General features: G+C 62.4%; 11 protein-coding genes. 4 read left to right on the forward strand and 7 right to left on the reverse strand.

Annotated elements, in window-relative coordinates; translation table 11 throughout:
* Positions 1-30 precede the first annotated feature (30 nt).
* Entirely contained in the window at positions 31-582 is a 552-nt protein-coding gene (locus HU750_RS02025) for a glutathione peroxidase (protein WP_186676137.1), read from the forward strand.
* A 51-nt stretch (positions 583-633) separates the two neighbouring features.
* Here HU750_RS02025 and HU750_RS02030 read toward each other — a convergent pair whose 3' ends face one another.
* Positions 634-894 (reverse strand): DUF2798 domain-containing protein, encoded by a 261-nt coding sequence (locus HU750_RS02030; RefSeq protein WP_186676140.1) that lies wholly within the window; start codon positions 892-894, stop codon positions 634-636.
* 115 nt (positions 895-1,009) lie between these two features.
* Between HU750_RS02030 and HU750_RS02035 the strand changes: the two genes are divergently transcribed.
* Entirely contained in the window at positions 1,010-1,939 is a 930-nt protein-coding gene (locus HU750_RS02035; RefSeq protein WP_186676142.1) for a LysR family transcriptional regulator, read from the forward strand.
* A 42-nt stretch (positions 1,940-1,981) separates the two neighbouring features.
* Here the strand turns inward: HU750_RS02035 and HU750_RS02040 are convergent, their stop codons facing one another.
* From HU750_RS02040 to HU750_RS02050, 3 genes are all read right to left on the reverse strand, one after another.
* Positions 1,982-3,247 (reverse strand): OmpP1/FadL family transporter, encoded by a 1,266-nt coding sequence (locus tag HU750_RS02040; RefSeq protein ID WP_027595879.1) that lies wholly within the window; start codon positions 3,245-3,247, stop codon positions 1,982-1,984.
* A 146-nt stretch (positions 3,248-3,393) separates the two neighbouring features.
* Positions 3,394-3,876, reverse strand: coding sequence for a hypothetical protein (locus HU750_RS02045; protein WP_027595880.1), 483 nt, complete (start codon positions 3,874-3,876; stop codon positions 3,394-3,396).
* Positions 3,877-4,125: 249 nt separating this feature from the next.
* Positions 4,126-4,350, reverse strand: a complete 225-nt coding sequence (locus HU750_RS02050) for a hypothetical protein (RefSeq protein WP_027595881.1) — start codon at positions 4,348-4,350, stop codon at positions 4,126-4,128.
* A gap of 955 nt (positions 4,351-5,305) precedes the next feature.
* Between HU750_RS02050 and HU750_RS02055 the strand changes: the two genes are divergently transcribed.
* On the forward strand, positions 5,306-5,725 hold the full coding sequence (locus tag HU750_RS02055) for a tetratricopeptide repeat protein (RefSeq protein ID WP_186676146.1): 420 nt from the start codon (positions 5,306-5,308) through the stop codon (positions 5,723-5,725).
* A gap of 194 nt (positions 5,726-5,919) precedes the next feature.
* Positions 5,920-7,293: a DNA recombination protein RmuC gene (locus HU750_RS02060; protein ID WP_172960404.1), complete on the forward strand. Its 1,374-nt coding sequence runs from the start codon at positions 5,920-5,922 to the stop codon at positions 7,291-7,293.
* Here the strand turns inward: HU750_RS02060 and HU750_RS02065 are convergent.
* From HU750_RS02065 to bglX, 3 genes are all read right to left on the reverse strand, one after another.
* The gene (locus HU750_RS02065; protein WP_186676156.1) at positions 7,265-10,741 is read right to left on the reverse strand and encodes a hybrid sensor histidine kinase/response regulator; all 3,477 of its coding nucleotides are present in this window, start codon (positions 10,739-10,741) and stop codon (positions 7,265-7,267) included. The two genes, HU750_RS02060 and HU750_RS02065, sit on opposite strands and share 29 nt — an antisense overlap.
* 214 nt (positions 10,742-10,955) lie before the next feature.
* Entirely contained in the window at positions 10,956-12,134 is a 1,179-nt protein-coding gene (locus tag HU750_RS02070) for an MFS transporter (RefSeq protein ID WP_186676158.1), read from the reverse strand.
* Positions 12,135-12,249: 115 nt separating this feature from the next.
* Positions 12,250-14,580, reverse strand: a complete 2,331-nt coding sequence (bglX, locus tag HU750_RS02075) for a beta-glucosidase BglX (protein ID WP_186676161.1) — start codon at positions 14,578-14,580, stop codon at positions 12,250-12,252.
* Between the last annotated feature and the right edge of the window lie 52 nt (positions 14,581-14,632).

Genomic DNA, 14,632 nt, shown 5'->3' on the forward strand with positions numbered 1-14,632 from the left:
TCAAGGATTGTCTTGCGGGAGAAACGAACGATGCGTGCACATTGGTTGACGGTGCCTGTGCTGGCCCTGCTTGCCGCCACGTCGAGCTGGGCTGCGGATTGCCCGGCCTTGTTGCAGGGCAGCTTGCCCGAACTGCGTGGCAAAGGGCAGGTTGATCTGTGCCAGCGCTTTGCCGGCAAGCCGCTGGTGGTGGTCAACACCGCCAGCTATTGCGGGTTTGCGCCGCAGTTCGAGGGGCTTGAGGCGACGTATAAGGAGTACCACGAGCAGGGTTTGGAGATGCTCGGTGTGCCCTCTAATGATTTCAAGCAGGAAGATGCCGACAGCGAGAAGATTGCCAAGGTCTGCTACGCCAATTACGGGGTGACCTTCACCATGACCAAGGCCCAGCCGGTGCGTGGCAAGGATGCGATCCCGCTGTTCAGCGAGCTGGCGAGCCAGAGCAATGCGCCGAAGTGGAATTTCTACAAATACGTGGTGGACCGCAAGGGCAAGGTGATTGGCAGCTTCTCTAGCCTGACTAAGCCGGACGACCCGGCATTCAGAGCATCGATCGAGAAGGCCATCGCATCGCAGCCGTAGTGCCGCTTTTTTGTAGGAGCAGCACAAGGCTGCTCCTACAACGGGGGGCTTTTAATGGGGGTGAACGGTAATCGCCACCAGCCGTAGCACCACCGGCCTGACTATCAGCACGCAGAGAAACGCTACCGGCATGGCCAGTTGGTAGGCCTTCAATACGTTGCTCACATACTGCGGGTTCACCCCGGCGTTGGCCGCAGTGATCACGAAGCACATCAATAACGCCATGATCGACGACATGTAGAAGGCGAACACGTACGGTGTGGCACTGGGGCGCAGTTTGCGCCGGCTGCGCGTAGGGGACAGGTTGCTCATGCGAACTCCAGAAAGTTGAGTGGAGGCGCAGGTTAGCAATCGTCGGTGGCAGGGCTGTAGACCATCGTCATTGAGTTCTTTATAAAGAGATTCTTACGAATCCCAAGGGCTCGACATGGACCTGCTCAATGCCATCCGCAGCTTCATCAAGGTGGTCGAGGCCGGCAGCATCGCTGCCGGTGCGCGCAGCCTGGGGCTCAGCCCGGCGGCGGTGAGCCAGAACCTCGCACGCCTCGAAGCGCATCTGCAGGTGCGCTTGCTCACCCGCACCACGCGCAGCATGGCTTTGACCCCCGCCGGCACGCTCTACTACGAGCGGGTCAGGCAGGTGGACCGAGACCTTGCCCAGGCCGAACTGGCCGTCACCACCCCCGACAGCGAGCCTCAGGGCCGCCTCTGCATCGCCTCCACCTCGGCTTTCGGTCGCCATGTGCTGGCGCCCTTGATTCCGGCATTCAGTGCCCGATACCCCCAGCTTTCGATAGAGTTGGTAACGACTGATCGACGAGTCAATCATGCACATGAGGACGTCGATGTCAGCCTGCGCATCGCCCCGCAGCTGGAGGACCACCTGCTGGCGAGGCACATTGCCCGTATTCCGTTCATCTGCTGCGCCTCTCCCGGTTACCTGGCAAGCGCCGGAGTGCCTGCCACGCCCGAGGCGTTGCGCGATCACCGCTGCCTGGTGTTCCGCTACCCGGTCGACGGCCGCTTCCTGCGGTGGGGCTTCATGCGCGACGGGCTGCGTTTTGACGCGGATTTCGGCACCGTGCTGATCAGTGACGATATCGACGCCTTGACGCAGATGGCCCTGCACGATGGCGGCATCACGCGGCTGGCTGAGTTCATCGTGCGACCGTACCTGGCGTCCGGCGCGCTGGTGCCTGTGTTCGAATACAGCGACAACGGCCAGGCCTATGCCCAAACCGAGCCCATGGATATCTACCTGTGCCTGGCAGATCGTTTTGCCATGACCGTGAAGGTGCGTGCATTCATGGACTACCTCCATGAATGCCTGGGTGACAGCTGGAAGATCCAGGCATGAAAAAACCGCCACGAGGGCGGTTTTCCATACTGCGGGTGCGACTCAGAAGCGGTAGGTGAGGGATGCACCGACGCCGTGAGCGCTGTTTTCGTACTTGGCCTGGTAGCTGCCTTTGGTCGCGCTGACCTGGTTGACTTTGGTGTCCTCTTCCCACAGGTAGGAATACGCCACGTCGATGGTCATGTCTTCGCTTGGGCTCCAACCGGCACCCAGGCTGAACACCTTGCGATCGCCAGTCGGGATGCGCGGTGAACGGTCGTGGTTGTTGGTTGGCGACTGGTCGACGGTGAAGCCGGTACGCAGTACCCACTCCTTGTTGACCTTGTACGACGCGCCGATGGCGTGTGCCCAAGTGTCGTGCCAGTTCTGCTCTTCGGTGATGGTCTGGAATGCCGAACCTGCCAGCGGTGCCGGCACATCGTTCTGCACGGTGATGTCTTCCAGGCGGCTCCAACGGGTCCAGGTGCTGCCTGCGTACAGGGTCCACTGGTCGTCGAGTTCGTGGGTGACCGAAAGATCGACAGACTCAGGCGTCTTGATCTTCAGGGTGGCATCGAACTTGTTGCCGTTGAACGGCCCGATCAGCGGGGTGCTGACGCGGGTCTTGCCTTCGAGCTTGTAGTCGACCATCGAGTGGTAGGTCAGGCCGACGCGGGTGCTGTCGGTGGCCTGGACCAGGATACCGATGTTGTAGCCCACGGCGGTGTCATCGCCCTTGATCTTCACTTCGCCGTCGTTGCGGCCAGGGCTGAACGGGTTGATCAGGCTCGAGCCCAGTTCACCCTTGATGCGGTTGATGGTTGGACCGAAACCGATCGAAACCTTGTCGTTGAAGGCGTAGCTGACGGTTGGCTGGAAGGTCACCACCTCGACGTGGCTCTTTTTGCCCCAGTAGCGAGCAGCATCGTCGCTGCCGTAGTCGGTCACCAGGCCGAAGGGCACGTAGACGCCGAAACCGACGCTCCAGTGATCATCGATCGGCTTGACGTAGTAGCCCATGGGTACGCCAACGACAGGCACCATGTCACCATCGGTTTCCCCCCCGAGGTTGCTGCCACGGCCCGAGATATCGGACTTGGCGATGACGGCGGCGCCGCCCACGGTGATCTGTTCGCGCTTGAGGCGGGACATGCCGGCTGGGTTGCCAAACACGGTGCTGGCATCTTCGGCAGAAGAAGAACGTCCCGCGAAACCTGTCCCCATGCTGCTGATGCTCTGTTCGTTCAGGGCAAAGCCGCTGGCGAGCAGTTGGCTGGAAGCAAGCGCAACGGCTACACCGAGGGAGGTTTTGAGCATTACTTTTTTCATTATTAGAAACTCCTTGGGATCTCCGGGGCGAAAAGCTACCAACAAATTGCCTGCCGCGCTATAGCCTCAATCACAGGAGATAGAGCGGTTTTGTAGGACAATCCGACCAAAATTCCATTTTTTCCGGTAAAGCTGTAGGGCGTTTCTTAAGATGCCTGAGGCAATCTCTGATCTATGCAGGTATGCCAGGCGTGGGTGAAGTCGCGCAGGCGACCCTGAGGGTGGAAAACCTGGCGCCAGATGCGTGCCAGGCCCAGCAAGTCGTCAGCGGCAGGCAGGGGCGTGGCTTGCGCCTCGACCAGCATCCAGGCGATGGCGGTGGAATAGCGAAGGTTTACTGTGAGTTCCAGGTGCGGACCGCCAAGAAAGGCGTGTTGGCTGGCCAGGCCGCGGACCAGGCTGGCGAGGTCAGGGTCGCGGGCGAGATACTCGTCCCAGAGCGCCTGGTGACGGGTTTCGCCGATGCGGTAGAGGCCATGGCCACGCCGGTCGTGCAAGGCTGAGCCGAGGGCCGACTGGCTGGCGGCGATGCCCAGTAGCAAGGCTTCAGCGCTAGGGCAGTGGCGGTCCAGGTAGACCAGGGTGGGTCGGATCACATACAGACACAATTCATTCGCCGCGATACCCATGATGCCCTCGAGCAAGTAAGGGCCGGACGGGCGCTGGAGCTTGGCAGCTGGTGAATGATCAGGCCCGCCGGAAGCGGTTAGCACCGCTCGAGTTGAAGTGTAGTGTGATAATCGTGGTGTAAAGAGCTGTTTTTAAATCGATTGCTGCCTGACGTTCAAGGCTATATGCCATGGGGCAATTACGCCAAGAACGATCAGGCAGGCTACCTGGGCAAAGATTCAGCGCCTGAATGCCGCCGTATTCGCCGCTCACGCGGTGAGCGACTGACGGGTCCGGGCGATCACTGCCTGCAGGGGTTCCTTGCGGCTGTACTGTTCAGGGTACAGGCGTTCGGTGTGGCAGGCGACGCCGTGTTCGTCCACCAGGGTAAAGCTGAAGCTGCCCTTGCGAGGGGCAACGATAAGGCACTTCAACGGCGAGAAGGCCTGGGAAAGGGTGCCAATGGCAGCCTGAATGTGTGGATGAGTTTGCATATTATTGGAGGTTCCTGCTTTAAACACGGAGGGTATGATCCGTGCATGATAGAAACGTTCCAGTGACGCCTTTATTAAGGGACGAAACGAACCTGACTGGAACAAAGCAGCCAGAGAGAGCGCAATCAAATGTGGGCGCTTGGGCTGACTGGTAGGTACTTAAGAGGGCAGGCAGCACGCCGGGGCCAAGGTTCTAGGCCGTCGGGGTGGAATCCTGATCAATCTGCAAGGTGATTCGTGCTTGGGCAGCGTATGGCTGGCGAGGGAATCATCGAGTGTGGCCGGTCCTGGTTTCAGCAATGCGTGCTTTTGGGAGAGCAGCGTTGCAAGGACGCTTCTGGCCAGAATTGACTTTCAGCTTGGTACTAACGAGGCGCACCTTACCGCAGATATAGTGCTTTGGCAAGTGTTTGTGCACCTGCCCAGGCTAGCCGAGCAGTATGGCGCTTCTTTCGCGGGCTGGGAAGGGGGGCAAAGGGCTGTCATTACCGAGGATGTGCTGTTTTTGTGCACCCATATGAAGGCGTGAGGGGCAGTTGTTCACATTTGGCGCGCACGCTGTAACACACCCGCAACAGCCCTCTACAGCGTCGCCAATGCCTTGACTGGTGAGTTAAGTCAATGAAAAAAAACACTAATTTTAGCTGGTGAAAAAATCGTCAGTTTGACTGGAGGCCCCATTTTACGGGGGTTTAAGGGCTGCTGGAGGGGGTTGTCCACCGAGTTATCCACAGGAACTGTGGATTGTCCCAAGCGCTTGCTCTAGGACGGGTGTGCCAGCAACCCAGGGAACTGTCGGACAATCTTCGGGCGCCGCTAGACCGGTTGGTCATCCACTCGAAAACGTCAAGAAAAGATCATCGAAATTTTTTTTCAATCCTCCAGAAATCGACAGGCTATGCCAGAAAAAATGGAGTAGAGTGGCGCGCCTTTCGAGTCACCTTGCCTGTTGCTCATGAAGTTTCGCGGTAAACACCTCGCCAACCCTGCTGACGCCTCCTCAGTGCATCCACCCAAACGCTTCTCCCTGAAAGTGGCCCTGTGGCTGCTCGACAGCCCGCGCCTGGGTGACAAGCCTCAGGTCAAGCATTTGGCAGGCCGCTTGCTGAAACAGCCTGCGCGCCAAGGCGTGGTGGTGGCCCAGAGCCGGCTGGGGCAGATGCTGTGCCGTGATTGCGGCAATGCCCGCGACCGGCGTATCGGCCACGCGTTGCTGCGCCAGGCTGCCCGCGCCGGTGATCGCCGCGCACAGCTGGAATATGCCCGGTTGTGCCAGGCCAACGAGCCGGACCAAGCCCGCTACTGGCTGGAGCTGGCCGCTGCGCAGGGCTCGCAGGAAGCGCGGCGGCTGCTGGGGCAGTGGTTTTCCGGTTGATGGTGACGCGTGAAAAGGCGCAAGGCCAGTTCCCAGGCTGATAAGCTGCGCAGCATTCATCATGTTCGATCGGGGTAACCATGACAGTGGATCTGGCCAGCATTCTGCTGGGCTTGGTGGCAGGTGCGTTGCCCTGCCTGGTGTGGGTCATGCAGGTGCAGCGTCGCCAGGGCGCCCGGCAGGGTGAACAAGCCCTGCTCGAAGAGCGCCTTAACGCTGCCCAGTTGTCCCTGGCCGGGTTGCAGGCGCAACTGGACGCCAGCCGCGACGAAGTCAGCGACCTCAGCGAAGCCAACACCGTCAAGCAAGCCCAACTGGCAGCCCAGGGCCGTGAGCTGGAGTTGCTGCAGATCGACCGCGACAATGCCCGCGATGCCGCCCACGCCTGGAGCCTCGAACGCGCCAACCGTGAAGCCGAACTGCGCCGCCTGGAAGCCCAAGGCGCACGCCTGGAGGCGGAGCTGCGCGAGCAGCAGGAAAACCACCAACAACGCCTGGAAGACCTGCAAGAGGCCCGCGACACCCTGCGCGCCCAGTTCTCCGACCTGGCCACGAAAATCTTCGACGAGCGCGAACAACGCTTTGCCCAGACCAGCCAGCAGCACCTGGGCCAACTGCTCGACCCGCTCAAGGACCGCATCCAGGCCTTTGAGAAGCGCGTCGAGGAAAGTTACCAGCAGGAGTCACGCGAGCGTTTCTCCCTGGGCAAGGAACTGGAGCGCTTGCAGCAGCTTAACCAGCGCCTGTCCGACGAAGCCACCAACCTCACCCAGGCCCTCAAGGGCCAGAAAACCCAAGGCAACTGGGGCGAGATGATCCTGGAGCGGGTACTGGAGCACGCGGGCCTGGAAAAGGGTCGCGAATACCAGACCCAGGTCAGCCTGAAGAGCGCCGATGGCGAGCGTTTCCAGCCCGATGTGCTGATCATGTTGCCCGGCGACAAGCAGGTCGTGGTCGACGCCAAGGTCAGCCTCACGGCTTACCAGCAGTTTGTTGGCAGCAATGACGAGGCCGCGCTCAAGCAGCATGTGCAGTCGTTGCGCAGCCACGTCAAAGGCCTGTCGAGCAAGGACTACAACCGCCTCGAAGGCCTGCACAGCCTGGATTTCGTCCTGCTTTTCGTGCCCATCGAGGCCGCTTTTTCGGCGGCCCTGCAGGCCGAGCCCAACCTGTTCCAGGAAGCCTTCGACCGGCACATCGTGATTGTCAGCCCGACCACGCTGCTGGCCACACTGAGGGTGATCGACAGCTTGTGGAAGCAGGAACGCCAAGGCCAGAACGCCCGCGAGATCGCCGAGCGCGCCGGCTGGCTGTATGACAAGTTCGTGCTGTTCATCCAAGACCTGGACGAGCTAGGCAACCGCTTGCAGCAGGTGGACAAGGCCTACGCCGCGGCGCGCAACAAACTGTGCGAAGGGCGTGGCAACCTGGTCAGCCGCAGTGAGCAGCTCAAGCTCTTGGGTGCCCGTGCCAGCAAGAGCCTGCCGGCAGACTTGCTGGAGCGGGCGCTGTCCGATGAAGCCCTGCCGGACGAAGCGGTTACTGAACCAGGCTCAGATGCCGATTGAGCAGGGCGCGCAAGGCTGCTGGCTTGACCGGCTTGGCCAGGTAGTCCAGGCCTGAGGCATGCACCAGGGCGATGGTCTCTTTGCTGCCGTCGGCGCTGATCACCACCCCAGGCACCGGCTCGCCCAGCCGGGCGCGTAGCCAGCCCATCAGCTCGGTGCCGGTTTCGCCGTCGTCCAGGTGGTAGTCCACCAGCGCCAAGTGTGGGCGCATACCGTTGGCCAGCAAGGCCTCGCATTCGGCGCGGTTGCGGGCGGTCCAGACCTGGCAGCCCCAACGGCTGAGCAGGCTGTTCATGCCAATCAGGATGCTGTCTTCATTGTCGATGCACAGCACCTGCAGCCCGGCCAGCGGTTGGCCCGTCTGCTCCGCCGGCGCGCTGGGCGCGGGCGCCGCCTGGCGGGCGATCGGGACGCTGACGCGGAACACCGTGCCTTTGCCGGGCCATGAGCGCACTTCCAGGCTATGGCCCAGTACCCGGCACAGGCCGTCGGCGATGGCCAGGCCCAGGCCCAGGCCTTTTTCGGCACGGGTCTGGTGGCTGTCCAGGCGTTTGAACTCTTGGAAAATCTCTTGCAGCTTGTTGTCGGCGATCCCCGGGCCGCGGTCCCACACTTCCAGCCACAGGCGTTCGCCCTGGCGGCGGGCACCCAGCAGAATCGGGCTTTTGCCATAGCGCAGGGCGTTGGTCAGGAAGTTCTGCAGCACGCGGCGCAGCAACTTCATGTCGCTGTCGACCCGCAGGCGGCTGCCGCGCAGGCGGAACTCCAGCCCTTTCTCGGCGGCCAGTACCTTGAACTCGGCGCCCAGGGTGTCGAACAGCTCGTTGAGGGCGAACGGCTTGGCGTCCGGGGTGATCTTGTTGTTCTCCAGGCGCGAGATGTCCAGCAGGTCGCTGATCAGCTCTTCGGCCGAGCGCAGCGAGCTGTCCATGTGCTGCACCAGTTGCTGGGCCTCCTCGTTCATGCCCTCGGCCTGTTGCGACAGGGCGGCGGAGAACAGCCGCGCGGCGTTCAGTGGTTGCATCAGGTCGTGGCTGACTGCGGCCAGGAAGCGGGTCTTGGACTTGCTCACTGCCTCGGCCTGGCTCTTGGCTTCGGACAGCGCCTGGTTGAGCTGCGACAGCTCATGGGTACGCTCCGCCACCCGCTGCTCCAGGCCCTCGTTAGCATCGCGCAGCGCCTGTTCGGCTTCGCGGAACGGGGTGATGTCGGTGAAGCTCATGACGAAGCCGCCACCGGGCATCGGGTTGCCGATCAGCTCGATGACCCGGCCGTTGGGGAACAGCCGCTCGGAGGAATGCGCGCGGCCTTGGCGCATCCAGTGCAGGCGCCGCGCCACGTGAACCTGCGCCTCGCCCGGGCCGCACAGGCCGCGCTCGGCGTTGTAGCGGATGATGTCGGCAATCGGCCGGCCAACGCTGATCAGCCCGTCGGGGTAGTTGAACAGCTCCAGGTAGCGGCGGTTCCAGGCCACCAGGTGCAGGTTCTGGTCGACCACGCTGATGCCCTGGTTGATGTTCTCGATAGCCCCTTGCAGCAGCGCACGGTTGAACTGCAGCACTTCGCTGGCTTCGTCGGCGATGCGCACCACGTCTTCAAGCTGCATGTCGCGGCCTTCGATGGCGGCCTTGACCACGGCTCGGGTCGACGACGTGCCGAGCACCCCGGCGAGCAAGCGTTCGGTGTGCTCGATCCAGTCACCGTCGGCGTTCTGGTTGGGGTTGAAGCCTTTGCCCTGGCGGTAGGCGAAGCGGATGAAGCTCTGCCGCGCACGTTCTTCGCCGACGAAGCGCGAGGCCAGTGTCAGCAGGTCATCGATCTGCACCGCCAGCAGCGGTTTGCTGCTAGGGCGGGCGCTGGTCTGCTGGCCGATGAAGCGGCCAGCCTGCCAGTGCTCTGACACCCGCGTGCGCGACAGCACCGACACCCAGGCAAACAAGGTGAAGTTACCCGCCAGCGACAGCACCACGCCTTGGGTCAATGGGCTGATTGGCAGGTTCAGCGGGTTGCCATGCAGCCACGCCAGGCCCGGGAACAGCTCGAGCGACCAACCCACGCTATGGGCGGCAATCGGCAGCACCAGGGTGTAGAACCACAGGAAGATGCCGGCGGCGAGGCCGGCGAACACGCCGCGCCGGTTGGCTTGCTTCCAGTACAGCGCGCCGAGCATGGCCGGGGTGAGCTGAGTCACGGCGGCGAAGGCGATCTGGCCGATGGTCGCCAGGCTCGCGGTCGAACCGAGCAGGCGATAGCTGACATAGGCCAGCAGCAGGATCACCACGATGGTCACCCGGCGTACCGAGAGCATCCAATGGCGGAACGCTTCGAACGGGCGCTCGGCATTGTTGCGGCGCAGCAGCCAGGGCAGCAGCATGTCGTTGGAGACCATGGTCGACAGCGCCACGGCTTCGACGATGACCATGCCAGTGGCCGCCGAGGCGCCACCGATGAAGGCCAGCAGGGCCAGGCTCGGGTGGGCTTCGGCCAGCGGCAGGCTGATGACGAACGAGTCGGACATCACCGTGCCCGGCAGCAGCATCTGCCCGGCCAGGGCGATTGGCACCACGAACAGCGCAGCCAGCACCAGGTACATCGGGAACACCCAGCGGGCCAGGCGCATGTCCTGCGGTTCGATGTTCTCCACCACGGTGACATGGAACTGCCGTGGCAGGCAGATGATCGCCATCATGGCCACCGCGGTTTGCACCACCATCGACGGCCAGTTGATGGTCTCCTGCCAGTAGCTTTCCAGCTGGATCGACTGGCGCGCCTGGCTGAACAGGTCGTCAAAGCCGTCGTACAGGTTGAACACCACGAAGATGCCCACGGCCAGGAACGCCAACAGCTTGATCAATGACTCGAAAGCGATCGCCAGGACCATGCCGCGGTGGTGCTCGGTCACGTCCAGGCTGCGCGTGCCGAAGACAATGGCGAACAGTGCCAGCACCAGCGATACCACCAGCGCAGTGTCCTGCACGCGGGTGCCGGTGGCGTCGGCGTTGGCGCCGATCAGCAGGTTGACGCCCAGCACGATGCCTTTGAGCTGCAAGGCGATGTAGGGCAGCACGCCGACCAGGCAGATCAGCGCCACCACCACGGCCAGGGTCTGCGATTTGCCGTAGCGTGCGGCAATGAAGTCGGCGATCGAGGTGATGTTCTGCTGCTTGCTGATCAGCACCATCTTCTGCAGCACCCAGGGTGCGAAGATCAGCAGCAGCACTGGGCCCAGGTAGATCGGCAGGAATGCCCAGAGCTGTTCGGCAGCCTGGCCGACGGCACCGAAGAAGGTCCAGCTGGTGCAGTAGACGGCCAGCGACAGGCTGTACACCCAGGCACGCAGCTTCGGCGGCAACGGTGTGCTGCGTCGGTCGCCGTAAAAGGCGATGGCGAACATGATGGCCATATAGGCCAGGGCGACCACGGCGATCAGCCCACTGGACAACGACATGAAAACTCCGGAGCAAAAAAGGTAACGCGGTCCCGATCAATCAGTCTGGCACGCAGGCGCAGGTTCGTCAGCGCCGACGATGGTCGCAGTGGCGAGTCGTCGCAGGGATCGGCCTACGCCTGTACCAGCCTCTTCGCGGGTAAACCCGCTCCCACAGGAACACCACCGGCTTGAGCGCTGCGCAGTACCCGCGAAGAGGCCGGTACAGGCAACATCAATACCTGCGGGTACCCCGCCAGTAAAACACCCCCGCCAGTATCACCGACAACACCAGCAGGTAGAAGATTACCCCCGGCCACCAGTGCCCGAGGGCAAACCCGACCATCACCGGCCCCAGCGCCGCGCCCAGGTTGGACAGGTTCTGTGCGCCGTAATACACCCCGCGCAGGTGCTCTGGGGCGATCAGGTCGATGAACATGTACTCGGCGGGTATCACGATGATTTCCCCCAGGGTGAACACCAGCATCGCCAGGCACCACATCGGCACCGTGCTTGCCCATGAAAACCCCAGCAGCCCGGCGATGAACAGGCCCATCCCGGCCAGCAGCCAAGGCATCAGGCGCTGGCGGCTGATGCGCCGGCCGATCAGGTATTGCAGGGCAATCACCGTGATGGCGTTGGTGGTCACCAGGTAGCCGACCAGGCGCGCCGCCTCGCTTGGCGTGGTCGTCACCACCAGGTACTGCGACAAATAGGCAGTGAACTGGCCGAACACCACCGCGCTGAGGACCCCGCCCAAGGTGAAACACACCAGCCGCCGGTCACGCGCCAAGCCCAGCGCCACTTGCGCGAACCCGGCACCCGATTGCGCCGGGGCATCGCCCTGCAGGCCGCGGTCCCCCAGGCGCTGGTAGGCCAGGCCCATCCCCAGGCCGATCAAGGCGGAGGCGATGAAGGGCAGGTGGTCGTCCAGCTCCAGCATCGCGACGCCCAGCAAGGGGCCTGCGGCATAGCCGACGTTGCTCAAGGTGTATTTGATGGCGAACACCTCGGCCCGTTCGTCCACTGGCAGCAGCGCACAAAAGCCGGCCTTGGCCGCGATGTCGACCACCGCCAGGGCGAGGTTGATCAGTACCAGGCACAGGAAGAACAGCGCGGCCGAGCGGCTGGCGATGGCGCCGATGAAGGCCAGGGCAAACACCAAGGTGCTGGCGATCACCAGGGTATGGTTGCGCACGGTGTCCACCAGGTGGCCGCCGTACAGGCTGAGCAGCGAGGCGATGATCAACGCGCCGCCGATCAGCAGGCCGATCTGGCTGACCGGCAGTTGGAAGTTATCGGCCAGGTACACCACCAGGTAGGGCAGGGTCAGGGCGCGCGCCAGGGTCAGGGTGAAGGTGGTGATGAGCAGCAGGCGTACGGCGGGTGGGTAGCGCTTGAGGGCGGCGAGCATTGCCACGTCCTTGTCACTGGGCAAGAGGCCAAGAATAGGTGGGCAGTGAGGGTTTGTCTCGCGCGTTTCCAGTCGGCAGGTCGTTCAGCGGCGCGAAGAGCCGCTGCAGTGAGGATCAGGGTGGGGTGCCATCGAGTTCGAAGGAGGCTTTCTGTAAATCTTGCGAGTCCAGCCCGATCATCACATCGAACGTACCTGGCTCTGTCACCCGCTGCAGGTGCTGGTTGTAGAAGGCGAGCATGGAGGTATCGATGTCGAAGACAATCTGGCGTGACTCCCCGGGCGCCAACAGCACCTTCTGGAAGCCCTTGAGCTCTTTGAGCGGACGGCTCACGGAGGCGACGCGATCGCGAAGGTACAGTTGCACGGTCGTTTCGCCCGTGCGTTGCCCTTCGTTCTTGAGTGTCACGCTTACCTGCATAGCGTGCCCAGGTCGCAGGCGATGAGTAGACAGGGTCAGCGGTGAAAGGCTGAAGTGGGTATAGCTGAGGCCGTATCCAAAAGGATAGAGCGGTGTGTTATCGGTATCGAAGTAATGTGATCGATAGGCAGAAGGCTGCTGCGGGTCGAAGGGGCGCCCGGTATTCAACTGTGCGTAGTACAGCGGGATCTGGCCGACGCTGCGCGGGAAGGTGACAGGCAGCTTCCCGGAAGGGTTGTAGTCACCGAACAGCACATCGGCAATGGCATTGCCGCCTTCCGTACCGCTGAACCACGTCTCCAGCACGGCGTCTGCCCATTGGCTCTCCTCGACGATGGTCAGCGGTCGGCCATTCATCAATACCAGCACCAAAGGTTTGCCCGTGCGTTTCAGCGCTTGCAGCAATTCACGTTGTTGAGTGGGCAGGTTCAGGTCGGTTTTGCTGGCGCCTTCATGGGACATGCCCCGCGCTTCGCCCAACGCCACCACGATGACGTTGGCCTGTTGGGCGATGGCTACCGCTTCGGCAAGCAAGGCCAGGGGCGGACGCGGGTCGAAGTTCACCGTTTTGTCGGCGAGCAGTAGAAAGTCATCGCGCTTATCGCTGATGTTGGCTCCCAACGCGTACAACAGCTTGGCATCGTCACCGACTGCCGTCTTCAGCCCTTGGTAAAGGCTGATGGCCTGGCCAGGTTGGCCGCTGGCGTGCCAACTGCCAAGGATATCGACCGGGTTGTCGGCCAGGGGCCCTATCACCGCGACGGTACCTCGTTTGACGAGCGGCAACAGCGCATTCTGATTTTTCAACAGGACCAGAGAGCGTCGGGCCACCTCCCTGGCTTGAGCGCGATGGAGCGGCTTTGGGTCGTGTGAAGGCTGCGCGCCGTGCTGGGCGTGGCCCAACCTGCGATAGGGGTCGTGGAATAGCCCCAGGTCATATTTGGTGGCCAGGACTTGGTGTACGGCCTCGTCGAGCAGGCTGACAGGGACTGCGCCCTGTTCGATAAGCTGAGCCAGCGCTTGCTCGAAATAACGATCATTCATGCTCATCTGAGTGCCCGCGACCAAAGCGGCCTGGGCGGCATCTTCGCCACCGGCGGCAGTCCCGTGCGCGACCAGTTCTTGTACGGCGCTGTGATCACTGATCACCAGCCCCCGATAGCGCCATTGCTGGCGCAGGATGTCTCGCAGCAGCCATCTATTGGCCGTGGCGGGCACACCATTGAGTGTGGTCAACGCCGTCATTACTGCGCCCGCACCCGCCTCCAGGGCTGCCTGATAAGGGGGCAGGTAATCCTGAAACAGCTGATGAGTGCTGACGTTGGTTGTGTTGTAGTCGCGCCCACCTTCGACTGCGCCGTAGGCAGCGAAATGCTTTACGCAGGCCATGATGCTGTCAGCCGCGCCAAGCGTCGGGCCTTGCAACTGCTGTGTCACCCTCTCGGCGATACGCGAGACCAGGTACGGATCTTCACCGAAACCTTCAGACATCCTGCCCCAGCGAGGGTCGCGGCTTAAATCGACCATGGGTGCAAATGTCATGTCCAGGCCATCGGCGCTGGCTTCAATGGCCGCGATCCGCGCGGCGCTGCCGATCGCTTGCAAGTCCCAGCTCGACGCTTGGCCCAGGCCGATCGGAAATACCGTGCGGTGGCCGTGTACCACATCGCCTGCGAAGAACACCGGTATGCCCAGGCGGCCACGCTGCACGGCGGCATCTTGATAAGCACGCAGCTGCTCGCGGGTAACCCCCGGCTCGGTAAACAGTGCGCCTACCGCGCCCTTGGCCACGGTATCGAGCGCATATTGGGAGGGTGGGGTGCCTGGGGAATGCTTCATGCGTAGCTGGCCGACCTTTTCGGGCAGGCTCATCTGCTCCAGCAGGGCCGCAAGGAACTGTTCCTTCCCCATGGAGGGCGAGCCGCCCGTAGCAGAGACATTGGCTGCATGAAGCAGCAAGGTCAGCCCCAAGGTAAGCAGCGACGTGCTGCGCCGGGCAGGTTGCTTGAATGCACCGCACTCCATCCTTGGCGTTCTCTTAGCTCACATGGCCTCAGGGTGGCAGGCGCGGGGTTGA

Origin of the sequence: Pseudomonas sp. SWRI50 (genome assembly GCF_014269095.1) — a bacterium.
GTDB classification, from domain to species: domain Bacteria; phylum Pseudomonadota; class Gammaproteobacteria; order Pseudomonadales; family Pseudomonadaceae; genus Aquipseudomonas; species Aquipseudomonas kermanshahensis.